General features: G+C 53.6%; 21 protein-coding genes. 10 read left to right on the top strand and 11 right to left on the bottom strand.

What is annotated here, in order from left to right; genetic code table 11:
* Positions 1 to 16: 16 nt before the first annotated feature.
* The 3 genes from EL645_RS34825 to EL645_RS34815 all read left to right on the top strand — a co-directional run bounded on the left by EL645_RS34825 (position 17) and on the right by EL645_RS34815 (position 1962).
* Positions 17 to 913 (top strand): arginase family protein, encoded by an 897-nt coding sequence (locus EL645_RS34825; protein ID WP_126557021.1) that lies wholly within the window; start codon positions 17 to 19, stop codon positions 911 to 913.
* Positions 906 to 1394 (top strand): MFS transporter, encoded by a 489-nt coding sequence (locus EL645_RS34820; RefSeq protein ID WP_126557020.1) that lies wholly within the window; start codon positions 906 to 908, stop codon positions 1392 to 1394. The genes EL645_RS34825 and EL645_RS34820 overlap by 8 nt, the downstream gene beginning before the upstream one ends.
* Before the next feature lie 205 nt (positions 1395 to 1599).
* Positions 1600 to 1962: an Mth938-like domain-containing protein gene (locus EL645_RS34815; RefSeq protein WP_126557019.1), complete on the top strand. Its 363-nt coding sequence runs from the start codon at positions 1600 to 1602 to the stop codon at positions 1960 to 1962.
* Between the two features lie 24 nt (positions 1963 to 1986).
* Here the strand turns inward: EL645_RS34815 and EL645_RS34810 are convergent, their stop codons facing one another.
* The 6 genes from EL645_RS34810 to EL645_RS34790 all read right to left on the bottom strand — a co-directional run bounded on the left by EL645_RS34810 (position 1987) and on the right by EL645_RS34790 (position 8881).
* On the bottom strand, positions 1987 to 3492 hold the full coding sequence (locus tag EL645_RS34810; RefSeq protein WP_126557018.1) for an MFS transporter: 1506 nt from the start codon (positions 3490 to 3492) through the stop codon (positions 1987 to 1989).
* A gap of 138 nt (positions 3493 to 3630) precedes the next feature.
* Positions 3631 to 4542: an alpha/beta hydrolase gene (locus EL645_RS34805; RefSeq protein ID WP_126557017.1), complete on the bottom strand. Its 912-nt coding sequence runs from the start codon at positions 4540 to 4542 to the stop codon at positions 3631 to 3633.
* A gap of 48 nt (positions 4543 to 4590) precedes the next feature.
* Positions 4591 to 4806, bottom strand: a complete 216-nt coding sequence (locus tag EL645_RS34800; RefSeq protein WP_126557016.1) for a DUF8691 family protein — start codon at positions 4804 to 4806, stop codon at positions 4591 to 4593.
* Positions 4807 to 5013: 207 nt separating this feature from the next.
* Positions 5014 to 6222: a LuxR C-terminal-related transcriptional regulator gene (locus EL645_RS34795; RefSeq protein ID WP_281276489.1), complete on the bottom strand. Its 1209-nt coding sequence runs from the start codon at positions 6220 to 6222 to the stop codon at positions 5014 to 5016.
* A gap of 155 nt (positions 6223 to 6377) precedes the next feature.
* A complete protein-coding gene (locus tag EL645_RS43460) occupies positions 6378 to 7778 on the bottom strand; it encodes a winged helix-turn-helix domain-containing protein (protein WP_246035679.1) in 1401 nt (466 codons plus the stop codon).
* Positions 7779 to 8113: 335 nt separating this feature from the next.
* Positions 8114 to 8881, bottom strand: coding sequence for a nucleotidyltransferase domain-containing protein (locus EL645_RS34790; RefSeq protein WP_161977935.1), 768 nt, complete (start codon positions 8879 to 8881; stop codon positions 8114 to 8116).
* Positions 8882 to 9188: 307 nt separating this feature from the next.
* On the opposite strand from EL645_RS34790, the gene EL645_RS44800 reads away from it, so the two are divergent.
* Both EL645_RS44800 and EL645_RS44795 read left to right on the top strand, forming a co-directional pair.
* Positions 9189 to 11531 carry a winged helix-turn-helix domain-containing protein gene (locus EL645_RS44800; RefSeq protein WP_126557013.1) on the top strand — a complete coding sequence of 781 codons (2343 nt, stop codon included), beginning with the start codon at positions 9189 to 9191 and terminating at the stop codon, positions 11529 to 11531.
* A gap of 80 nt (positions 11532 to 11611) precedes the next feature.
* Positions 11612 to 12343 carry a LuxR C-terminal-related transcriptional regulator gene (locus EL645_RS44795; protein WP_126557012.1) on the top strand — a complete coding sequence of 244 codons (732 nt, stop codon included), beginning with the start codon at positions 11612 to 11614 and terminating at the stop codon, positions 12341 to 12343.
* 292 nt (positions 12344 to 12635) lie between these two features.
* Here EL645_RS44795 and tnpC read toward each other — a convergent pair whose 3' ends face one another.
* On the bottom strand, positions 12636 to 14123 hold the full coding sequence (gene tnpC, locus EL645_RS34770) for an IS66 family transposase (RefSeq protein WP_126548577.1): 1488 nt from the start codon (positions 14121 to 14123) through the stop codon (positions 12636 to 12638).
* A 93-nt stretch (positions 14124 to 14216) separates the two neighbouring features.
* On the opposite strand from tnpC, the gene EL645_RS34765 reads away from it, so the two are divergent.
* From EL645_RS34765 to EL645_RS34745, 5 genes are all read left to right on the top strand, one after another.
* Positions 14217 to 15443 (top strand): FAD-dependent monooxygenase, encoded by a 1227-nt coding sequence (locus EL645_RS34765; RefSeq protein ID WP_218032199.1) that lies wholly within the window; start codon positions 14217 to 14219, stop codon positions 15441 to 15443.
* Positions 15421 to 15747 carry a WCX domain-containing protein gene (locus EL645_RS46290; protein ID WP_443090045.1) on the top strand — a complete coding sequence of 109 codons (327 nt, stop codon included), beginning with the start codon at positions 15421 to 15423 and terminating at the stop codon, positions 15745 to 15747. The genes EL645_RS34765 and EL645_RS46290 overlap by 23 nt, the downstream gene beginning before the upstream one ends.
* Before the next feature lie 103 nt (positions 15748 to 15850).
* Positions 15851 to 16483 (top strand): TetR/AcrR family transcriptional regulator, encoded by a 633-nt coding sequence (locus EL645_RS34755; RefSeq protein WP_126557011.1) that lies wholly within the window; start codon positions 15851 to 15853, stop codon positions 16481 to 16483.
* Positions 16484 to 16504: 21 nt separating this feature from the next.
* Positions 16505 to 17302: an alpha/beta fold hydrolase gene (locus EL645_RS34750; RefSeq protein ID WP_126557010.1), complete on the top strand. Its 798-nt coding sequence runs from the start codon at positions 16505 to 16507 to the stop codon at positions 17300 to 17302.
* A 45-nt stretch (positions 17303 to 17347) separates the two neighbouring features.
* Positions 17348 to 17728, top strand: coding sequence for a hypothetical protein (locus EL645_RS34745; RefSeq protein ID WP_126557009.1), 381 nt, complete (start codon positions 17348 to 17350; stop codon positions 17726 to 17728).
* Positions 17729 to 18358: 630 nt separating this feature from the next.
* On the opposite strand, the gene EL645_RS34735 is transcribed toward EL645_RS34745, so the two are convergent.
* The 4 genes from EL645_RS34735 to EL645_RS34720 all read right to left on the bottom strand — a co-directional run bounded on the left by EL645_RS34735 (position 18359) and on the right by EL645_RS34720 (position 26207).
* Entirely contained in the window at positions 18359 to 19636 is a 1278-nt protein-coding gene (locus EL645_RS34735) for an McrC family protein (RefSeq protein ID WP_161977934.1), read from the bottom strand.
* 14 nt (positions 19637 to 19650) lie between these two features.
* Entirely contained in the window at positions 19651 to 22068 is a 2418-nt protein-coding gene (locus EL645_RS34730; protein WP_218032198.1) for a DUF8426 domain-containing protein, read from the bottom strand.
* Positions 22069 to 22161: 93 nt separating this feature from the next.
* Positions 22162 to 24759, bottom strand: a complete 2598-nt coding sequence (locus EL645_RS34725; protein WP_161977933.1) for an Eco57I restriction-modification methylase domain-containing protein — start codon at positions 24757 to 24759, stop codon at positions 22162 to 22164.
* A gap of 32 nt (positions 24760 to 24791) precedes the next feature.
* Positions 24792 to 26207, bottom strand: a complete 1416-nt coding sequence (locus EL645_RS34720) for a hypothetical protein (protein ID WP_126557007.1) — start codon at positions 26205 to 26207, stop codon at positions 24792 to 24794.
* Positions 26208 to 26230 lie beyond the last annotated feature (23 nt).

The following is a 26230-nucleotide window of genomic DNA, read 5'->3' as shown; positions in this document are numbered from 1 at the left end:
AAGAAAGGATGCTGTCATGCCCAAACCTATCGTTGTTCTCGACGCGCCCTCAAACCTGGGATTGCGTCCACCTGAACCGGGCCTCGTGCCAGGTGTCTATAAGCTCGCTGGAGCGTTGCGGGACAAGGGTCTTGTCCCCCAGCTTGGTGCAAGCGATGGCGGCGTCGTGGTCCCACCGCGCTATCTTCCCGACTGGGATGGCAAGACTGTACGCAATGCCCAGGGGCTTGCCTCCTATTCTCCACGCCTGGCTGATCGTATCCAGCAGCACATCAGTGCGGGCGCGTTCCCCCTCGTGCTTGGTGGAGATTGTAGCATCCTGCTTGGCGGAATGCTTGCCCTGCGCCGGAGAGGGCGCTATGGGCTAGTCTTCATTGATGGACACCTTGACTTCCGCCATCCAGGCAATGCCGAGGCGGTCGGATCAGCGGCAGGTGAGGATTTAGCCCTGGCCATGGGCAGGGGCGCGGCCTCGCTCACCAACCTTGAGGGGCGCGGGCCGCTTGTAGAGGATAGCGATGTCGTCGCCATCGGCTTTCGCCCCGACGATGAAAACCTGGCGGAAGTACGAGAGGCTGGCATAACCACCATCGATGTCACGCGGCTTCAACAGGAAGGGGCCGCGCGGATTGCTCGCCTGGCACTAGAGACGCTTCAGCAATGCTCTGTCGCGGGCTATTGGATTCATCTCGATGCTGACGTGCTTGATCCAACCGTTATGCCAGCCGTCGATACACCAACTGCCGGTGGCCTGACTGAGCAGGAGCTTGTCAGCCTGCTGCGTAACCTGCTCACGTCCAACCTGGCGGTGGGTTTAGAGGTCACTGTCTTCGATCCTGACCTGGACCCCGATGGTACGCTTGCTCAGCGCCTGACAGATGTTCTGGTAGCCGGATTCCAGGACTATTTCTAAATCTCTTCCTCACGCTGTATTTGTCATCGACACCTACGCCGTCCATCCGCTTGAGCTGGCTATTCTCCTTGTGCTATCAGGAATAGCCAGCGTCCTGGTGCAAGGAATCCTGGTCGGAGGCCTGGTGAAGCGCTATGGAGAAAAGGGAGTGATCAGCGCCAGCCTGCTCGTGCAGATGCCACTCTTTTTTTTGACGTACCTCGCACCCTCGTTCTGGATGCAGTATCCGCTGATTGTGCTCAGCACTGCCCTTGCCGGATTCCTCTGGCCGACGCTGGGAGCGTTGATGGCTAATCGAGTACAACAACATGAGCAGGGACAGCTCGCCGGGGTTAACACCACGCTGAACAACCTGATGAGCGTCATCGGCCCGTTGTGGGCAGGAACATTCTACAATGTGTTGGGACATGGCTCGCCCTTCTGGACATGGTCGATTGTTCTTCTCGTCTCCTGGCTACTGATGATGCGGGTTCGCCCATAGGCCGGACGCTTCCGTGATAGCATCCGCCCGGATAGAGCATCAGGCGGCCTGGAGCCCTCATAGCAACGCTCCATACCCATCCGCACATGGTCACCCTTGGAAGGATATAGTAAGATGATTGTTGTCTCTCAGAGCGTAGGTTATAGATCATGAGTTCTCATCATCTTCAACACGATTCGTTATCCGAATAGGGAGGAACGGCCCTATGAAGCCTAATATTGACCAGACGAGCTTTGGTTCTATTACCATTGAGGGTACCCTCTTCGAACATGATGTGATGATCAGGCTGGGTGGCCAGATAGAGAAGCGGAAGAAAAAGTTATCGAAGGCGGTCTATGGCACCTCGCACATCCTTTCACTCGCAGAAGCCAAACATGTATATGAGCCAGCGGTCAAACAGTTGCTCATCGGTACCGGACAGGAGGGAAACGTCCGACTTTCGGAGGAGGCCGCTGATTACTTTAAGCGGAAACAGTGCCAGGTAGAACTTCTTCCTACACCCGAAGCGATCCTGGCCTGGAATAAGGCCACAGGCCCCATGATTAGTTTGTTCCATGTTACCTGTTGAGCACCAGCGTGAGCGACCCCTCTCCTACGTTGGTGTGCTCGTAGACGCCAGTCTTGCCGGAGCGTCCCTCAGCAAGAAGGTGCTCAATAGGAGCAGTACACTGAGGATCAGCACAACCCAGAAGCCATGCTGGAGCACGCCGGAAAGCGCAGGCCGGGTGGTGGCTGATGCTCCATTCACGACGACGCCCATCAGGGCCGCTCCCAGGGTCATCCCCAACTGAGCCAGGTAGCGAATGATGCCGGTTCCCACCCCAAGCTGTGTCTGCGGAATCGCGTTCTGCGCCGCAACCATCTGGATGGTGAAGAAGGAGCCCGCGCCAAGGCCGACCAGGACCAGTGCAAGTCCAAGCAGCAGGAGATTGCCCTGTTGCGCCAGGAGAGTTAGCAGAAGAAGTCCCAGCGTCATGATCGCCGCGCCCACGATGGCCGTCAACTGGTAGCGCTTGCGCAGAGAGATGCTGATCCCCGCGAGTGCCGCGCCAAGTGTCAAGCTGACCGAGAGCGTGGTAAGCAGGCCACCGGTACCAGTCGGCGAAAGCGCCAGCACGCTTTGCAGGAAAAGCGAGAGCGGGATGAATATCCCAATCAGGATCATGCCCTGGATGAGTGTCTGAAGCGCGTCAACCGCAAAGATCGGCTGACGAAACAGCGCCAGCGGGAGAACAGGTTCAGTGGCCTTGCTTTCGCTTCCCAGAAAAAGCGCGTAGAAGAGCGCCGAGGCAGCCAAAAGAACGATCACGGGCCATGATGACCACGCTCGACCCTGCCCACTCCCCAGGCTCAGACCAAGCAAGAGGCTACACGTCGCAGCCACCAGCAGGATCGCTCCGGACCAGTCAATACGCTCTAGAGCAGAACGCCGGGTTGCCTGGTCGGTAGGTCGTGCAGGCAGGAAGATGCCGAGTAGGATCAGCGCTAGCAGACCGACAGGTAGATTGAGATAGAAGAGCCAGCGCCAGCGAGTGGCCTCGGTCACAAAGCCGGAGAGCAGCGGGCCATGATCAGTAATCCAGCCACCCAATGTTGGTCCACACAGTTGAGAGATGCCAAAGACGATGCCGATCAAGCCCTGTTTGCTGGCCCGCTGTTCCGGGGGAAAGAGATCCCCAATGACCGCGGCCACCAGCCCGATGCCAATGCCGGTGCCAAGTCCTTGCATGGCCCGAAAGAGGATCAACTGGCTCATCGTCTGGGAAGCGCCAGCCAGTCCCGAACCCAGCAGAAAGAGAACGATCCCGCTGAGCAAGAAGCCTTTGCGACCAAATTGATCCGAGAGCTTGCCTGCCAGAGGCACCACTGCTGTTGTGGCCAGCAAGTACGCGGTCACAACCCAGGTATACTGGTCGAAGCCATGCAGGCTGCTGACCATGCGGGGGAGCGCGGGCGTCACGATCAGGTTATCCAGCGCTTCCAGGAATGCGGTGAGCAAAAGGGCGATCATGATACTCAAAAGCACAGGGCGGGATACAGGTTTCGCTCCCAGTGTATGTTCTGGTGTCGATACAGAGGAGAATGTCGCGGTATCCATCTATTTTTCCTTCTACAAAGAGTGAATGAGGACATTTATCCTGGTTGGTTGAGCCAGAGAGTGCAGCTCTCACACTTTCGAGTATGGAGCAGCATCTGACCAGGTTGCGCAATGAATTGGCCAGGTGAGTGGCACATGCTATGCTCTGGTGAAGAACTGGCGCAGTTCCTGTGCGACCAGTTCCGGCTTGCTGCCGCGATTGGTCTGGCTGGGGTTATTCGATCCACCGTGTTCCAGTCCAGGAAACTCTATGCGTCCCGCAACGTGTGGCAATATCTGTTCCAGGGCCGCAAGGGAAGGCTTCAAGAAAGGCAGTCCCTTGCTTCCACCTAGCAACAGCACCTCGGCATTCATCGCACGGAAACGATCCAGTTGCCCGCTCATCTCAGCGAGCAGCAGCCCGTCATAGTGCAGGGTGGGAGCGAGCTTTCTCATGGTGATAGCGTCGGGTCCAGCTTTCTTGTCCTCCCCTTTCATGGTCGCGTTCGTGAGTGCCTCCAGTAGCCAGTTGGGCATGGCGTTCATGACCGGCCCGCCCAGTTCCAACCCCTTCATGCTGGTGACGAGCGCGGCAGCCACCTTGCCTTCGGCCATCTCCTGGTCAAAGCGCGGCAGCCAGGACGTGTGCGCTGTGCCATCCATCAGCAGCGCTGGCTCATAGAGGGCTAATTTCTGGATACCAGGTAGGCTGAGCGATGCCAGGAGACAGATCATGCCACCTGCGCTGACGCCATAGAGTAGTCGCGCTCCTGTTTTGTTGACCAGCGCGGTCAGATCCGCGACCTCTTCCTGAATGCTGTAGTTCTTGCTGAACAGGCCGCTCAGGCCACGGCCACGGCGGTCAGGCAGATAGACCGTGAAGAGATCAGCCAGCGGTTCGGCGAGCTGGGTGAAGTCCAGACCTGATGTATTCGCGCCGTGTAGCATGATCAGGGCGGGACCGTGGCCGAGCTGATGGTAACCAATGGTGGTACCGTCGGCAGAGATGACAGAGCCTGTGGTCAAGGATACGCGCTGGTTGCTTGTTGGGGTGTTCACTATCGTACTCATCTGATGATATCCTTTCCGTTTGTTGTTGCAGAATGTTGCGAGTATACCCTATTCTGGCGCTTCAGCCGCCTCATGTGCCTCAAGCGAGAGCAGGGTTAATCCCAGGTCGCACATTTTGAGAAGGATGCCGTAGAGCGCCGCCCGGTCAGGGATGGGACCTGAAAGTCTGGTGATACCACCGCTCTCATGGGTAATTGAGAGGTGCTCAAACCACTCCTGCCAGAAAGGGTCCAGGTGGCCCTTGACCCGAATGATATACCTCATAACGCTTACGCTCCGTTCGAACGACTTGTTTTCTCTGCAAGAAGCATACTGTATTACGGCGCGGGAGAGAGGGGCCAAAAGTACACTATCGAGTACCATATTCGCGAGATACTGGGAAGGAGCCAGAAGTACACCTGGATCACAGAAATTGCTTTCGACTTGGGCTTCTTCTGTGATCCAGGTGCTGTCCCATCTGCTAGGGAGAGATTAGAGTAAAGCAAGCTCTCGTGCGCGTGCGACAGCGTGGGTTCTATTCTCTGCGGCCAGCTTCAGAAAGAGGCTACTGACGTGTTTCTTGACGGTGGTGAGAGAGATCACCAGGCGTTCAGCGATCTCCTGATTGGTCGCACCCTCGGCGAGTAAGCACAATACTTCCTGCTCACGTGGGGTGAGAGGCTCTAGCCCTGGCTCCGTAGATGGAGAAAGAGCGTGTGGGTGTCCTGAAGAGATCAGGGAAGCGCTGGTCTCCATCTCGCTCTGACGTTGTTCACTGGCAAAAGCCTTGAAGATCGTCTGGGCATAGGTAGAAAGGCGTGGAGCAACGGCCTCCTGCTCCTGACAAAACCATGCCTGCAAGACCTGTTGCATGGGTTCACCTGCATCGAGAAAGGGGCGCAGGTATCCTTCTGGCTCTGCCAGGGGAAGCAGGCGCGCGAGCACTAGCAACGCCTCTTGCGTGGACCCCAATACCTGGAGCGCGGCGACCTGCAACGCCAGGACCGAGACCATGCTCCCCACGCGGGAAACCTGTTCGGCACTTTCCAGAAGCGCAGCGAGCAATTGTAAGGCCTGCTGATACTTTTGCTGTGCCAGGTCCACGTGCACCAGCGTCAGATAGGTGCCTTCGCGGCTGTAGACACTTCCAGTAAGGGCCTCCTGGCGGTAGGGAGTATGCTCGGCCCAGTCTGCCGCGCTGGCCAGATTGCCCTGAGCCAGCCAGAGGCTGGATCGCAAACCTTCGATCCAGGGTTGGAAAAGCGGGATATCGGCGGCTTGATTTACTCCCTCCATCTCGTTCAATACCTGGAGAGCTTTAGACAACTCGCCCCTGGCTATGCTGGCGTGCACCAGCACCTCATAGGCCCCCATGAGAATATCCATGTACTGGAATGGGGCTGCTTTTTGGATGGCTTCCAACGCGGCACGTTGCGCGACCTCTAACTGATTCCGAGCATACGCGAGCTGCGCCTGGAAGAGAGATGGATATGCCACCAGAGGAGCGGGAATATGCAGACTCGTGATGAGTTGCTGGAGTTCCTGGCAGCACGTGCTTGCCTCCTGCAACTGGCCCAATGCAATCTGCGCGGCAATCAGCCCCCAAAGCATGTGGACTTCCTGGGAGTGATCCTGCTCCAGCCGCGCTCGCTGTCTGAGCTTCTGAATGGCGGAGATCATGGGAGGAAAGTTTCCTGCCATACGCCAGGTGATCGCGAACGGGGCCAGTCCAAATTGTTGCCACAACGTTTCATCATTCAGTTCAGGGGGGTGCAAATGTCCAGCAATCGTGTTCAGTTGCACCATATCACCGGCAGAGAGGGCCTTTTTCGCCAATTTCCACGCATCCAGAATCATCACCCGCTGGCGCAACTGGTCCCTTTCGGCTTCTGGGAGAGTCTCACGCTGGAGCAATACCTCCACGCCTTCCTGGAGCTGACGGAGATACACCCGTTCCTCTTGCTCCTGTTGAGAAAAGGGGAAAAGTAGATTGAAGACCAGCAGATAGGTCGTGGCCAGGCGAGGATACGCATGCAACACCTCCATTGGTATCTGCTTGATCCAGGTGAGCAGTGTTTGTAACTCCCCTTGCAGTGAAAGGCGTTCAACACATTCCTCCAACATCGTTGCCACAAAGGGATACTCGCGCGTCGCCAGGGCATGGGGATTGCCTCATGCAGCCACCCTTGACGCTGGTACCAGAGGGCAGCCTCCCGATGCAGGAGCGTGATCTGCTCCGGTTGCGTGGCCTGTAAACGCGCCAACAGCACTTCGCGAAAGAGGGCATGAAAACGATACCAGCGCCGCTCTTCATCAAGCGGCAGTAGGAAGAGATTGGCCCGTTCCAGATCTTCCAGCATGCGCTGACTGGCTGGTTCTCCGGTCAATATCTGGCAGATTTCGGCATTGAGTCTGGTGAGGACCGAGGCGTATAGTAAGAAGCGTTGTTGCTTCTCTGGCAATGGCTCAAGGATCTCGCTCTGCACATAATCCAGGATAAAGCGATGGCTGCCAGTAAACGTCTGGAGAAAAGCAGACACATCAGTATATCTGCGCAGCGAGAGCGCTGCGAGCTGCAGGCCGGTAATCCATCCTTCAGTACGTGTTTCCAGGTGGCCAATCTCTTCTTCCGTGAGCGTTAGACCCATCACTTGCCTCAGAAAGCTGGCGGCTTCCTCATTCCTCAGGCGCAAATCTGCCTCGCGAATCTCTATCACCTGCCTCCGCGCGCGCAGGCGAGCCAACGGAAGTGCGGGATCAGCGCGGCTGGATAGCAGCACATGCAGATTACGAGGAAGATGCTCAAGGACAAACAGCAGCGAATCGTGCAGTGCCTGTTCGCGAATCAGATGATAGTCATCCAAAATCAGGAAGATATCATGTGAAAGGTCCGCTAATTCGTTGACGAGAGAGGTAAGCGCACCTAGGAACAATGGGGGCTGTGAGGCGTGGAGCATGGCTTCCGCGGGTGCGCCGACAGAGAGATCCACCTTCCGGAGCGCTGCAATCACATACATCCAGAAGCGTGTTGGGTCATTATCCTGTGGATCAAGTGAGATCCAGGCCACCTGACTGCTACGCTGGGTTGCCCAGGCTGAAAGCAGCGTTGTTTTGCCAAAGCCAGCAGAGGCCGAAAGCAGGGTCAAGGGATGCGAACAACTCTGATTGAGGACGTCAAGCAAGCGCTCGCGGGCAAGCAGTTCGGAACGAATGGGCGGGACGGTAAACTTGGTCACGAGCAAATCCGACTCACGCATAGGAAAAATTCCCTCTCTTTGCAAATATTTTTCCAGGACCAGAGGCGAACGCGGAAGACTAGTTTTTTGCCCAATTCGAGTGCGCACCCCTTTCAAAGCTTCATGTGACGAGGTATCCTGCAAGAGTTACCCCTACTGGGCGTTCGCTGCACTCTTCTCAATGATTTCTTCGTTTGTCGCAAAAAATGTTTGGCACTCAAAAAACTACAACAGTTTCTAGAGACATTTCGCCTCAAGCTCAGCCTCAATTATATAGCACGTCGTACTTTCTCGTTAAAATGGCGCTTACAGGCCATCTGGTGGTCATAATATCATCTCTGGGGCGACAGAGGAAATTAAACACGGTATCCCAACTGACTCAATGCAAATACCACAAATTTGACCGTCTCTGTTTGGGATGCCAGATTATCCGACTTATCCGACGATCCATGCCACTCTACAGCCTTCTGTATAAGATCAGCCCAGGCCGAGTATTCGCGCATTGCCCACTCAGCACCCTTAAACTTTGAAATCTGCTTGCCGAACTTAATCGCATACAGGCTGCGACACATAGAAAGGATGATGTATGACTGGTATCCTTTGTGGCGCGCCTCTTTAGCCATTGCCAGCCACGACAAAAGACTATCTTTAAGAGAAGCAATAAACTCTTGGCTCGTGATATGAGGAATAAAGGCCTTAGCAGGTGGACCCACTATAACAAGGCCTTGCTCCTGAACTATATACCAGTCCATAAGCCACTGAATATCCATGTCACGGTAATGTAGCGGCTCTCCAGGGCTGATTCGTGCGATTTTAACTGTACCGGTTTTAAATTCCCGCATAGCTGATACACCAACATACGCTACCTCGATACGATCAACCCACTCCGGGTGAGCGCGCCTAAAGGTTTCGTGCATTTGACGAAGATTGGCCAATTCTGCTTCTGTTATGTCTTTCTTGACCATCGCAAGGAGATCCATGTCACTTGTTTTAGGGTCAAAGTCGCCGCCAACAAGCGAGCCGAATAAATACAGACCGCTTAGCCGGTCGCCAAGCGTAGCTTGTAGTGCCGAAGCGAGCTCCTTAATGAGTTGATCCATTTCGGGAAATTGTGTTTTAAACATAAACGTATAGTACCTTTCAAATAGTAAAAAGCCAAGCAATACATACCGCATAGGTGCTCGACTTTTTGCTGAATGTTCGAGAATAGATTACCAGGTATCACACCAGAAACATCCATTCCGTTTTTAGGACCATCCGCAAAATCAAATGTAGGCCCACAATTATGTACAATACGTTGTATATTGTCAACTTAGGAGCAGAGCCGTCAAAGCGGGCCAGGATCACTCGAAAGAGTACTATGTGCTATACTGTTAGGGAACTTTTGTTTAGGGAACTTTTATGCTGTGAAAATGAAAGCCTGGCTGCTATATGGCACACACAACCCCTACAATACGCGATGCCACCCTGCATTTTTACGAGGATGAGCAGGAGATCTCTATTGTCGTTGGATCGGCGCGCTGGTTCGCGTGGTTACAGGAAGAGACCTCTACTCTCTTCTCCTTTCGTTCTCTCGATGGCTCCTATACAGCACGCAAGGAACATGCTGGAAATCATCGCGGTGGATGGTACTGGAAGGCTTATCTCAAGCGCCAGGGGATGCTGTATCGCGCGTATCTGGGAAAGTCAGAAGATCTAACGCTTGAGAGGCTCAATGAAGTTGCCCTGATGCTTGCGAAGCGGCATTTGGAACCCCTTTCGCGCCAGCCGCGTCAAATGGTCCATCCTAAGTCTGCTGTGACGCTGCTTGAAAGCAAACTGCACCCTCCTCGGCTGCCGGTCAGGCTCGTCGAGCGTATGCCTTTGTTGGAACGACTTGACGAAGGACAGCGACAAAAGCTGACGCTGGTGCAGGCCCCGGCAGGCTCGGGGAAGACTACGCTTGTCGCCCAGTGGATTGCCCGGCGCGAGGCGCAAAATGCCACACAGCGCAATCCTTTGCTTGTCGCCTGGCTCTCGCTAGATAGCGGCGATAATGATCCGATCCGCTTCTGGTCATCACTCATTGCGGCTATCCCGGCTATCTATGGGCACATTGGTCAGGCTGCGCTTGTGCAACTCTCCCAGCAGTCCCAGTCGCCATTTGCACCAGCGCAGCTAGAGGCAGCCCTGGCCTCCCTGCTGAACGATCTGACCGGCTCGGTCCCGGAAGGGGTACTGATCCTGGAGGATTATCATGTCATCGAGCACTCGCGTATCCATGAGACGCTAACCTTCTTCATTGAGCATCTGCCAGCGGAATTCCATATCGTGATGCTGACGCGTAGTACGCCGCCGCTGCCGCTGGTGCGCTGGCGGGCGAGAGGCGATCTCCAGGAAATCCACTCGAATCAGCTGAGCTTCTCATTGGAGGAGACAACCGCTTTTCTCCAGCAACATATCCCCTGCCCGTTTTCGGAAGAGACTATCCAGAAGCTCCATACTTATCTGGAGGGCTGGGCTGCTGGCTTGCGCCTGTTCGCGTTGAACTCGCAGAGCCTGCGGACGCCCCAGATGATTGAAGACTCGCTCGGACAACTACACGTGGGTTCAGCGAACAACCCTTCTCGTCGGTCTATTCAGGAGTTTTTTATCAGCGAGGTGCTTGCTGCCCAGCCTGAGCCTCTTCAACTCTTCCTGCTCCAAACCAGCCTGTTTAGTCGTCTGACCTCCTCACTCTGCGACGTAGTGATGAGGCGGCAGGATAGTGCAGAGTGGCTGGACAGGGTTGAACACTCTGGCTTCTTTCTGGAAGCGCTGGATAGCGCGGACGGGTGGTATCGCTATCATGCCCTGTTCGCCGAGGCTATGCGGGCTGAAGCGACCCGCCGCCTGGGGGCGGAAACGTTGCGCTGTCTGGCCGCTCAGGCCAGTCTCTGGTATGAAGAACACGCTCTGCTGAGCGAGGCTATTGAAACTGCTCTCTCCGCTCAAGAATTCGAGCGAGCGGCGCTGCTGATTGAAAGACTTAATGAGCATACATATTTTACTGAACACCATACCATGTGCCGCTGGTTGGAGCAGATGCCGAAATTCCTCTTGCATTCCCGCCCGACACTCTGTTTCCTCTTTGCCCAGGCGCGTATCTTCTCCACCGACAACCCTGGCTCCGTCTGGCGCATCGAGCCAGCCGAAGAACTGCTTCAGATGGCAGAAGAGGGATGGCGCTCGCAAGGATATCTGTTGCAGGTAGGTGTTCTTTCTGCCTTCCGTGCCACCTTCACCATTGTTCACGGTTTTATCGCGCCTGCCGTTGTCTACGCACGTCAGGCCCTCCAACTCTTGCCGCCAGCCAGCGCGGAGCAGGTATACCACCAGCGGCCAGTGGAGTGGATCGAATGGCACTGTGGCTGTCTGCTCACGCTGGGCATGGAGGCCATGCAAACAGGCGTCTTTCACACCGCCCGCCAGTATCTGCATGAAGGCTACACGCTCAGCCTGCATGTTAAAGATCGGGTCTTCACTCGCGTCATCGGGCGGCTGCTGGGCGACGTTTACCTCGAAATGGCCGACCTCCACCAGGCAGACTCCTATTACCAGCAAACACAGGCCGAACCGCCCTGGTCGGATAAAGCTGGCGAGGCGATTTTTCTCACGCAGCTCGCCTGTGGGTTTATCCGTCTTGCCTATGAGTGGAACGAGCTGGAAAAGGCGGATCAACTGGCCTACGAGGCCTCTCACCATCACTATCAGGGGCTTTCCCGGCAGGGGAGGAGGCTGGATACACACAGCTAGAGCTCTTAAGGCTTCTTCTCCTGCGCGCACACGGGAAGAGGACGGAGGAACAAAACGCGCTCACCGCGCTGCTTATACACTTGCAGGCCGCGCCACACACGCTCCCACTCGTTCCAGATGTGCTCATCTGGCAAACGCGCGCGCAGATTCGCGACAAAGACTTGCTTGCCGCCAGGCGCACCCTGGATACACTCACCGACTATGAAAAAGACCTGTCTTCAACACAACAGCAGGCGATGCAGCTACTGCGTGCGCGCCTGCTCATGGCTCAAGGCGAGGCCGAAACCGCCTTGCCTCTGCTTGAGCAACTGTTTACCCACGCGCAAGAGGGGAAACATATATTAAGAGTGCTGGAAATTCTGGTGCTCAGCGCGCTCACCTATGCCGACCTCAAACGGAGTCAGGAGAGCTACCAGCAACTCGTGCTTGCCCTCTCACAGGCGCGTAGGGAGGGCTTTCTGCGCCTTTTCCTGGACGAAGGCGAGCCCCTGGCCATCCTCCTGCGCAAGCTCCTGCCTTCCCTCACAGAGAAACCGCTACGCGCCTACGTTCAGAGCATTCTCCACGCCTTCGCTCACCCATTTTCTCCCCAGGCCAGCAGCCCAGACAGCCCGCTGCTCGAACCACTCTCTGCGCAAGAGCTGCGCGTGCTTACTCTCCTCGTTGCCGGACGCAGCAACCTGGAGATCGCCGAGGAGCTGATCATCTCCATCAACACTGTCAAAGGCCACCTCAAAAACCTTTACCGCAAACTCGACGTCAACAACCGCGTGGAAGCCGGTGAAGTAGCCCGGCGTCTGAAACTCCTCTAATCTCACCCGTTCACAACCACTCTGACAACAACCCGGTCGGGTGGCGCGCGGCTACCTCTTTGCCAGCTATACTCAGGGCAGTGACGTAAAAGCACGTCTAAATAAAAACCATAAAAGCAGCAGTACACTCATAAAAACATTGCCAGCCAGAGGACGTACTGCCAATGCGTAGAACAGAGGGAAAACAATGTTTCAGACACATACTACATCGGCAGATTCTTCTTCATCTCGCGTCTGGTTCATTACCGGCAGTTCCACCGATTTCGGGCGGACATTAAATGAATACAAGTAACTACTCAGTAGCCCATGCAATGGGGAAAGGAGAACCAGCAAAAACCGCAGCAATGGCAGCAAGCATTGAGCGCCCCTGCTTGCGCATGGTTGAAAGATAGCTGCGAATGATGCAAAAAGCCGTAGCTCCATCGTCACTGCGGAAGGTTCCGGAAATCTTTTGCTGCACTTTCACCATGCGTAAATCTCGTTCGGCGAGATTGTTGGTAAAAGGCACAGACAGGTCCTCCAGAAAACCCAACACTTGATCAGCTCGCTTTAAGAGCGCATCGAGCAGATTCTTGGAGGCTTCCTGTTTTTTGCGTCCTTGTCGTTTGGGCTGCAGACTTCCTGGGGGAGGGGCTTGAGCGGCATGCGTGGCAAAGCCAGCGGCCAGAATGGCAAAATACTGGGCAAGCCACTGCTCCCGTTCGGGGGTGGGGACGGCGCTCGCTCCTTGGAGGCGCCAGCGATCAGCGGCTTGCTTCATCGCCAGCAACAGATCGAACATGGCTTGTCCCCAAGGCTGCTTCTCCTGTTCGGCGACATACAGGCAGTCGCGTAGCAGGTGGGCTCCGCAGAGGCTATGGGTACAGAGGTAGCGATCATAGCTGGACCAGCGATCATGCATGGAGCGGCCCTGATAGTGTGGCCAGATCCCAATCTGCTCCAGAGCCTGATGCCCTCGTTTGCGATGCCAGGAGTACAGGGTGAGCCAGGGAGTCGCATTGAGATGCATCCAATGCAAGATGCCTTTGACACGCATCCCCGTTTCGTCAGCATGTTGCAAGGGGCTGGCCAGCAGTAAGGTTTTGATCCGCTCGATGCTCGACTCAAGGGTCTTGGCTGCCTGAGCAATCCAACGGACCAGCGTGCCTTCGGACAACTGACACCCGCACAGATCAGCAAGAGCTTCACAGGTGCGTTGCAGTGGCACCAGTTGAAAGTGGGAAAGATAGACCGCCAAGGCTTGGACCTGCGGGCCATACTGGACAGCAGCATCGACGCCTGCCGGAAAAGACGCCTGCGTCACATGCTGGCAATAGGGGCAGCAGATTGCTTGTCGGCAATGCTCCTCGACCAGCAAACGCCACGTGGGCAGATCGTGGACTTGACGGCGTTCGTTGGTGATAGCTGCCTCCTGCTCAAGAGGGTACTGACATGCTTCACAGTGCGTTGGACGATGAAGCACGACGCTATCAGGAGTCAATGCTTGCATCAGGGTATGACCGTGGTGACCGGCTTGTCCACCGGAAGTCTTGCCGCTTTTGCGCCGCTGTTTGCCAGGTTTGCGACCCAATCCATCACTGGAAGGAGGTTTACTACTATTATGACTATCTTTTCCCAATCGCCGTTCAAGCTCTTCAATGCGCAACAAGGCACCTATGAGCAATCCTTCGAGCTCTTCGATCCTGCGATCTTTCTGCTCTGCTTGCTCTTTGAATGCCTCTGCTTGCTCTTTGAGCTCTCGGTAGGCTTTCTGAAGATTTCTCACTTCTTCTTCTGTCATGCTCTTAGTTTATCAGCTTTGTCCAGCTTTTCTCAAGGTACTGAGTAGTTACGAATACAAAAGCTATATATAATAATCAAAGGATTAAAAATTATGAAAAATAACAATTTGGAAAACCGCACTATTCTCATTTCAGGTGCGAGTATCGCGGGGCCGGCCCTGGCCTACTGGCTGAGCCGCTATGGCTTCAAGCCTACGATAGTAGAGCGAGCACCCGCGCCGCGTTCGGGCGGTAACGCGATTGACATCCGTGGAGGTTCGCGCGCTGTGGCTGAACGTATGGGCATCATGCCAGCGGTTCAGCGGGGGCGTACCAATCAGCGCGGGATGTCGTTCGTTGACAGCTCCAACAGACCGCAGGCAACAATGGGCGTCGAGCTTTTCGGCGGCGAGGGCCTGGTTAGTGAGTTCGAGATCTTGCGCGGCGACCTGGTACAGATCCTGTACGAAGCTACCAGAGATACCACCGAGTACATCTTTCATGATACGATCACCTCTCTCTCCGAGAGTGACGAGGGTGTCCAGGTCACATTCGAGAAGGGCCAGCCGCGCACCTTCGACCTTGTGCTGGGAGCCGATGGACTCCACTCCACTGTGCGCCAGCTTTCGTTCGGTGCTGAGTCAGCGTTCATTCGTCACCTGGGCTACTACGTCTCGATCTTTACTGCTGCTAATCATTTACAACTTGATCGCTGGCAGCTTGTCTACAATATGCCAGGAAAACTTGCGGGGATGTATACTGCGCATCAGAATAGCGAGGTCAAGGCAATGTTCTTCTTCGCTTCGCCGCCGCTTCAGTATGACCGGCAGAACAGTGGAGAGCAGAAAAAGATCCTGGCCAGGGTGTTCGCGGGTGAGGGATGGGAAATTCCCCGCCTGCTGAAAGCGATGGATGAAGCCCCCGACTTCTACTTTGACTCAATCAGCTTGATCCAGATGGAACGCTGGTCAAAGGGAAGGATCGCGTTGGTTGGGGATGCTGGCTATTGTCCCTCGCCGCTCTCTGGCCAGGGCACAAACCTGGCGCTGGTAGGTGCCTACGTACTCGCTGGAGAACTGGCTGCGGCGTCGGGCGATTATCAGACAGCCTTTGCTCGCTACGAGGAAGAAATGCGGGGATATGTTGAGAAGAACCAGAAGGCGGCGGCGGATGGTGGCAAGTGGTTTCTACCACCAACGCAGTCCATGATCTGGCTGCGCAATCTGAATATGCGGATGTTACCCTACCTGCCCTGGAAAGGCCTGATAGCCAGAGCTATTCAGAAGCAGACGGCCATCACCCTTAAGGACTACACAGATGCTCAGGCTTGTCCTTTGTAGTTCATTCTTGTTTAAAAGCATGAAACGGAACAAAACTCTTGAGAGATGGATTTACCAGTATAGCAGGAAAAGAACGGGAACACATCGCCCTTCTGGACGATGTGTTCTATATATTGATAAAGAACAAAACAATGGAGTACTCATCCGCAGTGAGGTGGAAGACCTTCCCTGGATGGCACGCTTGCTTGCTGGTCTGGGTATCCCATTCATCATCCATCATCCTCCTGAATTGCGCGCCGTTTTTCGCCAATACGCTCTTGTGATGATGAGTGTAAAGTACTCAGTAAAAGAGACACGCTCATAAGGAAATCAAAGGAGCCCCGAAAAGGATCTCTTGACATTCTTCCTTCCTCTACTCTATACTTACACTGTAAGCTTACAGTGTAAGTATAGAGTAGAGGAAGATTATGGCGAAATCTGGTGAGCCACTGACACGACAAAGAGTGTTGGAAGCAGCCCTGCACTTGATTGATCAAGAGGGCCTGGAAGGCTTTAGTATGCGCAAGCTCGGAGCGGCGCTCGGGGTTGAGGCGATGTCACTCTACAACCATGTTGAGAGTAAGCGAACCGTCTTTGATGGGGTGATCGAACTGCTCCTTGTTCAGGCTCCATTACCTGTGTATCCCCATGCCACGCCACGTGAGCAATTATGGACAATTGCGCACGCCTTTCGGGACGTTCTTCGCGCTCATCCACGCGTGCTTCCGCTCATCGCAACGAGTCCGCTACGCACATCAGCCTCTCTTATGATGTTAGACCGTCTTCTTGAAACATTTCATGAGGCACAGATCACCGGCGTTCAGTCTATCTATGCACTCCAGTGCCTGGTCGGTTTTATTGTTGGGCACACATTGATCGGCATAGGAACGCAAGCGGTCGCGGGTCTGGAGCCAGGGCCAAATGGTCCAATGGTCTGGCAACACCTTCCGGCAGAACAATATCCCAGGCTCCACATGCTGTTGCCCGAGATTGTCCAGTGGAATGCTGATCAGGAGTTTGACTTTGGATTACAGGCGCTCTTCCAGGGTTTCTTTGGGTAAGAGAAAGGTCCACACGATATCATGAGCATAAAGAAAAAACACTACAAGATATCAAACGGAGAGGTCCAACTCGCGGTCAGCGAGACAGGACAGGGACAAACGTTGCTGTTCTTCAACGGAGGAGGAGCGACCCAGGTGAGTTGGAAGCGACTCATCCACGAACTTCGTGAACCGTATCGGTTTGTCACCTTCGATTTTCGCAATCATGGCAAAACAACGCGCTCGTCTGATGTCTCTTTCAAGGGCTTCTTGAGCGATGCCGAGGTCATCATGGATCAGGTTGCTGGCGATCGACCGCTTGTGGTTGGCTGGTCTCTGGGGGCCGACCTGGCTGTCTGGTATGCAGCAGCTCATCCAGGCAGAGTGGCAGGGCTGTTTCTCATTGACGGTGCTGTCCCGGTCAATCTTGTGGCTGATCCTGAGGATGTCAAGCGCCGCCTCGATACGCCCGCAATGAAGTTTGGGCCACGCCTCCTGTCTCTGGTTGGCATGGGATATCGACTCACTCCTTCAGAGTTTGCAGCCATGACCATTGAGGTGAATACGCACCGCGAACAGCTCCTTTCGGCCTACGACCAGCTTGATTGTCCTGTCGAACTGGTTCTGGCAACGAAATCTGCCGGGGAAAAGGGAGCGCGTGCTGAGCGCAACAATGCGCTGTGGCGGGCTGGCAGCGAACAACTCGCGCGCCTCTACCCGGCATATTCTCTCCAGTGGGTGGACAACACCCACCTCCTTCCGTTCAAAGAACCAACAACGCTCGCACGATCTCTCGACTCGTTTGCCCAACGCATTCGTCAGCATCAGGCTACAGTGTAATATCACGACCGCTTTTGATAGAGTAGCTGAGGAGTATTATTTTCCATGCAGAAATTCAATGTCTTTCAAAAGAATAATCTTTTAGTCGGGACTCATTTAGCGATAGAGATTCCATCCTCTTCACCAGAACTGCGAGCTTTTGTCATTATAGGCTCGTATATTGAGGCATCACGAGGCGCAAGAAGGCCTTCAAAGTTTTTGAATGCTGATCACCAGGATTTACGGTTCTGGTTAAGAAAGTATGAAATAACAAAAAAGTTACTCGCCTCGAATGATCTAGATATACATGAGTCTCAGCTTGAGAATTTTGTGTATATGAATGGATTTCAAAACATTGAAACGTTAGAAGAAAAATCATGCGAATATGTTGACGATTTTTCCTCGATAAATGTGGCATGGAAGCTAAATATATCTTTATTTGATTAAAAAAGCCACATGAAGCATTGATTGCTGCTCTGTATCCGAAAATCGTTCCTGCATCAACAGCCAGGCCAAAGCCCTTGGAATTGAGCGGCCAAAAATGCGCAATGGCGCTTCTGTCCGCACCATGAACACGCTGACCTATCTCATCATTAATGGCAATGCACTTCAACGAGCACGTTCCATAAATGCTTCATTATTAGGGGGAATTCGATTGTGAGAATACAGCCGACCCTCCCATTCGGGATTGAAACTTGTGAATACTCGCGCGCTTGCACTCACATGACTGTGGTCTAAATGGCTTATGCAACCCATTCGAAGGGTGCAACTAACTTATTTGTAAAAGTCCTTCATTGATGGATTTGGCTCGACTGAGAGCGCGTTCATTGATAATCACAGAGGTCAATGTGTTGAGGTTAGCGACAGAGCGATGATGATGGACTCTGGGTCGCTCAATTCCAAGGGCTTTGGCCTGGCTGTTGATGCGTTCACAACTGGTTCGTTGGGTGTACACGGCCTTGTAGGGGGACTCTCACGATCGAGACTGACACGCATTCTTGCGCCCTGCTCCCGATTCACATCCTTGACGCAGCCTTTCTCTTTCACATATGGTGCGTGATTCCGGCTCCTGGTGCTTTAGTCCTGGATGAGTTGGTGGGCGAAACGGGTGGGGTCGCGGTCGTTCTTTTTCTCTCGGGCTTGCAGGATGAGTTGATCCAGGTGTAGGAGATCGACGGGGCGCAGGATGACGTAGGCGCTGCCACGTGCATAGAGGGGCATGCGGACCTCGATGCTGGCTACGCTGGCACTCGGCCCCATAGTTGGGTAGAGAATGGTGGCGCGATCACAGTTGTCCTGGCCCAGGGCGTACATGATGAGCTGATAGAGCATGTGGGGCGGCAAGGTGTTTTGCCACAGGTCGCGATATTTGGCGTCCAGGATGGCGACTGCTTTGCCTTTTTGTTTGACAACATAATCAGGGCGAAGCTGGGGAGCCTGGCGTTTCCGGGGATTTTCTACATAGCCCATAACGGTGTCCAGCACATATTGCTCCTGTACTTCGTAATCCGGAAGGTTCTCTGATAGGAAGCGATAGAGGAGGTTCTGGAAGAAAAGGTTCATGTCAAAGAGGAAACCGGGCAGCGCTATGTCTTGCGGTTGGCCTGCGACGCTGATACCGCTCGCGGCCAGCAGTATTTCAATCAAGGTGAGCACTGGCAGGTAGGGCATGGTCTGGCGTGTCATGGCGCGGTGGACCTGCTTGAGGGTCTGGGCATTTAAGGTGAGCGAAGAGATGTTGGGCAGGTGATAGCGTTCAAGGCGCTGCAATTTCATTCGTAGGGCATCATGTGCTGTGAGTTGCGCGGCCAGGCGCACACCTTGCTTGAGCACGCGGTTAATCAAGCTGTCTTCCAGGCGGAGATAGTGGGTACAGGGAAGGGTAGATTGCACCATCCCGCCTTGATTGGCAATAGCGCTAAAGGAGATGCGGCCTCTGGGGCTGCTCAGGGCTTCGTGGCGTTGCACATATTGTTTCTGCAGGCCGTGTAAGACGAGCTCGTTTGTTTCTGCCAGCAGTTGTTGGAACAGGAGCTCTTGAAATGAGTTGGCTTCGGTATCAAATGAGGTGGCCGAGAAAAGGTCGAGTGGATGCAGACCATAGGCGTATTGCATGAGCCGCAAGAAGGGGAGTCCTTTGACTTTGGGACGGATGGTGAGCGAGAGCTCTCCCAGGCGGATGCGCCCAATGAAGGATGAGGCCTCGATGTCTATCCCTCGGTGGTGCTGGATGATGGTTAGCCGGCCGGAGGAGGCGAGTTCCTGGATCAGTTGCTGGGTCTGATCGTCCTGCGGTAAGGCGAGGCCAGCGAGTTGGGGATGAGTGACAATGGTTGCCCGTTGCCACTCTTGCATATTAAGCTCTATACTCATTGTGCTTGCCCATCGTTCTGCTCAGCTTCGCCATCTTCCAGGTTTTCAAGACTCGCATCGTTCTCTTCGGCCTCGTTGAGGGCGGCCTGTTGCTCCTCGATGGCGATGGCCTGGGCCGAGGTGAGAATTTCGGGCGAGGGAGCGAGCAGGGCCTGGACCAGGCCGTCCTGCTGGGCAGGCTCAAACAACTCATGCCGGACGACCTGAGCTTTGGCATCAATGAGTCCAGACCCCATAATCTTTTCCAAGCGAGCGTAATCTTCATAGCAGTATTCTTCTAGCAGCGGCAAGATATCATCCTGGATTACGCGGGCCAGGATGGCCAGGTCTTCGATGGGCAGTCCCTTTTCCATCAGGTAGGCATGACCAATCTGGAGGTTGCGCGCATCGCGGCCAACGTGCTGGCAGATACGGCTGTTCAGGGCCTCTAGCCAGAGTCCCAATGGGATACCGCTGACTTCGGCTTTTTTGAGGGCGCTACTATCTGGCAACAGCTCAATGAAGCCAAAGCGCCGGCGCAGGGCGGTATCCAACAGGGCAATTGAGCGATCGGCGGTATTCATGGTTCCCAGGATAAAGACGTTTGGTGGGACCTGAAATTGCTGCCTGGTCAGCGGCAAAAGGATCGACTTGCCGCGCTTATCTTTTTCCAGGACCAGCAGGAGCTCGCCAAAGATTCTGGGGATGTCGCCGCGATTGATCTCATCGATGATCAGGTAGAAATTTTCTTTTGGTTGCTGGGCGGCATCATGACAGAGCTGCTTGAAAAGGCCGGCGCGAGGCGCAAACTGCATCTGCCCATTGGCGGTATCGGGCCGGAAACCCTCCAGGAAATCTTCATAGCCATAGGCTGGATGAAAGCAGCAGATGCGTACATGCCCAGCCAGCTCCTGGCTATCACCAATGATCGTCAGTTTTTGCTCCGGCGTCAGGTCCGCAAAGGGCAGCTTAAAACATGAGCGCGCCGCCAGTTCACGCGCAGTGCTCTCCGCCCAATACGTCTTGCCCGTTCCCGGAGGACCATACAAGATCACCTGCCCCTTACGTGCCAGCGTTGCCTGGATACGCGCCATCAAACCAGTGAGCAACGGCAGTGGCTTAGGTGGCTCCGGTGGTTGATTGCCAGTAATTGGAGGTTTAGGAGATGGAGGATTACCATCTGATTTATCTTCTTCCAGAATGTACTTTTCTGCATTGATAAGATTCTCGGGCTGCTTCATTTTATAGACGCTAATCAATTTTCCTTCAAAGCTCCCATTTTGCATTGACAGCTTCCATTCTTCTATGGAAAGCCATTCTACGGGCAGCCGATGTGGGAATTTTTCTCCAGCAGCATACTCATATGTACCAATCACCTGTCCAATACCCAGGACAGTAACACCATCACAAGCCAGAATGAGATCACCAATCGCAATATTATGTCGGAAATCAAAAAGTTGGCGACGGAATTTACCAATGACCGCAGAAGTCCTATCAGGATAACTGGCTTGAAGTTTTTGTACCAATGCCTGTACGCCCGCGTCATCTTTGGTTAAAGATGAAAGATCACCGACAGGAGACCAACCAATCGCACAACAGTTACCGTCACGCATGGCAGGCCAGCCTTCTTTCGGTGCACCATCATCATAACCTGAGGTCCCAATACGCCAGTAATTATGTAAGTTTCTCCCATCACGCTCATTCAATACTTTGGTGAGGTTATGCACTGGTATTTGTAGCTGGTGAGCGATAGCAACATAATAAGCTGCCGTGATATATCGGCCATCAGTAGCAGGCGGAGCAAGCAAAAGTTTGATCAAATGGAAGCGAGCATACTCAGGACTGTGGAAGTCATCTATTTTGTCGGGATAGAGCAGGCTGAAATATTTATGACCCCAGGCTGAATTGTATACACTTGAAGCGAGACGCGACATGTCTTGCTGTAGCCGCTCGTATGCGGCTAAGTCTGCATGCTCTGGTAGATGATCCAGCAATTCACAGCCGCGTATAAGGTCATCGCGATGTTGCCGGGCCAGCACGATTGCTTCTTCCACAGAAATTTCTTTAGGTGCCTGAGGAGTTCCGGTGATCCATACCCCACTTTCTTTTCTACGAAAGAGGCCAAATTTATAGGCGCTCCCTCCTGAGATACTCCCAAAGATAGCGGGCAACTCATCATCATTCTTGAATTCTATCCAGTAGACCAGGCTATCAGTCGTGCCATGACTGTGCATGGTATTTAATAACGTTTCCCCATCCAACGAGGCCAGTTGCTCTGGCCCAAACTTGTTGCGGAAAGTGCGATAATAGGTCGCCAGTTCTTGCCTGGATGGCAATTTCCCGCTATCTTCCAGGTCTTTATAGTGCCGCATTACATCTTGAGCAACGCGCTCGTCCAACTCCAGCACATGACTGCCATCAATCTGCAAAACCATCGTTTCCTCAATCTTTAAACACACAAACAAAAGAATAACCACAAACCAGCCAGGATCACCAGCTAACCTTCAATACTCTGATCAAATTAAGCACTACACCTCAACCCCGGTCCGAGGCGGATGTGCCACAGCAGGATCAGCTGGCGGAGGATCGAGCCGCGTCTGATATGGCTCCCCCGACTCGATCGCTCGCTGCATTTCGTCATAGATCTCCAAAATCACCTGCTTTGTGCGATAATCTCCATATTGCTTCTCATCTTTGCGCTTCACAATCGGGAAAGTTTCCATAATGTAATCCACATCATCGCGCTGGATACCATAAAGGTGGAAATAAGCAGCATCAAGCTCACAACGCAACAGAAAGCGCCGCTCTTCATCCCATTGGAAAGGAGGCCCGCTATAACCACAATCTTTGGCAAAGGCTTCGAGATCCCATGCTGTGTATGTAAGCTCTAACATACGTGGAGTGATCCAATCTTCTGCAGTTTGAGTTTTGTTCCATCCACACGCATATTTATATAGTTGAGGTAGAAGAACTGGAAGTTGTTCTAAAATAAAAAATGTCATATGAGTTCCACCAAGTTTTTGTCTTCCTACATAGTCGAAAACAAAAGAGCAGCAGCAACTATTAAACAATAATAAGTCAACGCTAGCTTTGGTGTTTAAAGTAATAATAGGTAGAGTATGTCCACAAGAAGCAAATGGAACAATTGAAAAGATAGCAGTTCTAAGCACTGTTGCATTAGTAATATCTCGGAATACATTAAATGCATTACTATCTCTAGCTATTGAAGTAGGATAATGCGATTCATGAATCCAGTATTGAGGGAGAGAATATAAATAAGGATCTTTATGCTGATCTCCCAACTCGGGAAGTTTACCTTGATTTGCTTGAGCCTGCGTTTGTCCTTCATAGGTTCCAAAGCGATGATCTAATTGCCAGATCATTTTACCCTCATACAATGGTAAATAACGTTCTTTATTTTTCTCAAATATATTCCCAGCTAAGATCCACTCATCCTTTTCTAGCTGCTCACGTGAACGGAAAAGGTGAGAATCATTGGCCATATCAAACATCCTATGAAATTTAACATTCCATGGGTTCTCTTCTGGTGGCCCTTCCTTTATCAGCACAGGGACATGTTCATAAATTGCAGTTGTGATCTCTTTGTCGCGCTTTGAGCGGAAGATCGGGCAGGTTCGGGTGTTTGGATTAAGTAGCTCAATGTCCCTAGCCGAAAGCGAGAAATGGCGATCTTCCTGTTGTAAATCATCCGTACGATATATGCCAAAAGCAAAATCAGCTTCGGTTACTTTTCTATTGTTGCCAGAAATAGTTAGCAGTGCAAAACCAACACGATGATCTATCCCCGGAAATAATTTTGCTTCATTGATAAAAGAGAAGAGGCTTACAAGTGACATGGTATCAACAAGATCTCTAAAGAAAAACTGTGTTGTGTTATCTGTTGCAATACCGGAAGGAACAACACAGCCAAGTCTGCCTGTTGGGCTAATGACATGGTGCATATTTTCTGCAAAGATGGTGTAGGTATTAACATCCCCACGACCACAGAGGGGATAACGTCCACTGTCACGGACAATATGGCTTTCACCAGTTGCTTTGCGCTGATCTTCATAAAATGTTTTGTACAGCTCGGGATCATCATATTGCAATCTATCGATCAAACGTTTGCGGTGCGCTGCATTAGCAGCGTTAGCAATCGAGGGTTTGCGCGCGGCGAACCATTCTTTTTCCTGGATTTTGATGCGTTCCCATGGTGGGTTGCCAAGCACGACATCGAAGCCGCCGGACCAGCCGGTTTGTTCGTTTTCGGGGATCTCGCCTTTGGTAGGGAGACGGAAGACTTTAGGAAAGGCAAGATGCCAGTGGAAGAACTGGTATTGGTCGGCAAGGCGCTTGATCTCGTCTTTCATCCAGCCGACGATGTTGTAGGGGCTTTGCTCAAGCTGGCGAAAGATTTCCTGGGTAATGGGGTAAGCGAACTCGCTGTTCTTTTTCCAGACAAAGGCGGCGCACCAGGCATCGGCGAGCAGTTTGCCGTTTTCGTAGTTGCTAGAGGTGAGCAGGCTGTTGTATTGCTCTTCTTTGCGATGGATGGCCTCCACGGTATCATCATCCATCTCTTCCATCTGCAACATGCTGGCGACCAGGTTGCCCAGGCGCTCCCAGGGCACCTCACCTGCTTCGTCAAAGAGCGAGAGCTGGCCGGACTCACGAAACTGCTTGTTTTTCTTTTTGAACTCGCTACAGATTTTTTTGTCATCGCCCTCAATGGGATTAAAGGCACTGTCAGGGATGCCGTTGCGCAGGAGGGCAGGGGTAGTGCCAAGCAGGCTGTTACCGCACTGGATATGAGCATCCAGGAAGGAGAGCGGCTTGCCGGGCTCGATGGCCTCCATCCACAGGTTGACTTTGCAGAGCTCGACGGCCATGGGGTTAATATCGACGCCATAGATACAATGGCCGACCACATCACGCAGGGCGGCGCGGCGCGCGGCTGCATCGGGCTCTTCGCTATCGGTGAGGGCGGCGGCCAGCCGGCGAGCGATGCGGTGCGCGGCGGCGATCAGGAAGTGGCCACTGCCACAGGCGGGATCACAGACCTTGAGGTCGAGGATGGCTTTTTTCGCCTCCTCTTTGTTTTTACCCTGGCAGGCCTCTTCCAACACAGGATCAAGGGCCGAATCGAGCAGGCAATCAATCAGGCTGGTGGGGTATAGTAGCTACCTGTGGTCTTGCGATCGTTACCACTGGCGGTCGTTAATGCAAAGGTGCCCGCTTCGATGTCGAGTTCAGGATGCAGTTCGAGTAAGGACTCATAGACGCTACCCAGCTCTTCGGAGCCGATGTTTTTGTAGTCAACGTGGCGCGGCACATTGTTATCATAGGTCAGCGAGAGCGAACGGACAGCCTTCAAGAGGTCATGGTTCGCCAGCTGGCAGCCGACCAGGTCGATGGCTGACTTGGAGGAGAAAAGGAAGCCATTGAGGGCGGGCAGACCCAGGCCGGGACAACCCACTGAGCCAGCTTCACCACCAATCTGCTCCATCACCAGCCAGAGCACCTGGTAGAGATCGGCATGGCGGGTGCCCAGGCGCTGCTCGGCATAACGACGCAGACGGGCCGTCGAGTAGTAGCGGGTATAGCGTTCGCGCGCCTGCTCATCGGCATCGGGAGCAAACAGCACATCACGATCCTCAGCCACAAAGAGCACGATCATACGGTAGACAAAGCGCAGCACCTGCCGATAATATTCCTGCGGCTGCAAGGTACCATCGCGCAACTTCTGGCGCAGCACGTTATTGGCTGGATGGGCCAGGTAGCCAGCACCCAGCGTATTAATCGCCGTCTCCACCCCATCGCGCAACTTGTTGAGGATACGCATCCCCTGGTCCTGGGCCAGGCGGGACCACTTCTCCAGCCAGCAATCGCTGGGGCGCTCGGCCTCGACCCGCGACTGATGACAGAGCAACCAGAGCAGGACAAAGTCGGCATAGAGCTCGCCGCGCAGCATAGTCTCCAGATCAAACTCGACATAGGAGAGACGCGTCAGGCTCACATTCTTGCGCAGAACGCGCAGCTGCAAGCCATTCGAGACCATCCCCCAGAGATGCTCCGTGGAACGGTTCAACAGCTCCTGCACCATACTATATGGGCTGCGCCTGGCGCTCCCCGAACCACCAGCAGCCGTCGTAGTCCCCCGACTCAACTGATCCAGATCCACCTTAAAGCTCACCAGGTGGATCGGCAGATGCTGCCAACCATGCGAGATCGGATAGCTATTCTCACCCACCTCCAGAGCCTTGACGCCAAATAAGCGTCCATAACCCAGCTCAGAAAAGAGCGGCAACAACCAGTGCTCACGCGTCTGGGTAGTCCCACTCTGACTCTCCCCAAGATTCATCGTGGAGTACTGGAATTTCTGCCAGGCCCGCAAGACCTTCGACCACGAGGCGCTGATAACCTCATTCAGCTTCTCGCCATCATGATAATAATCCTCCGCCCGCAGCCCGGGCAGATCAGGATCAAACCGGGCGATGCGCTGCAAGACATCAATGGGCAACAAGGCCCCTTCACTGGTCACAGTAGGAAACGTTGAACGCTGACGATTACGCATAGACTAACCGCATCCTCTCTAAA

This window comes from Dictyobacter kobayashii, assembly GCF_003967555.1.
Taxonomy (GTDB): domain Bacteria; phylum Chloroflexota; class Ktedonobacteria; order Ktedonobacterales; family Ktedonobacteraceae; genus Dictyobacter; species Dictyobacter kobayashii.
The sequence above is the reverse complement of the archived record's forward strand: the minus strand, read 5'-3'. Positions and strand labels throughout refer to the sequence as shown.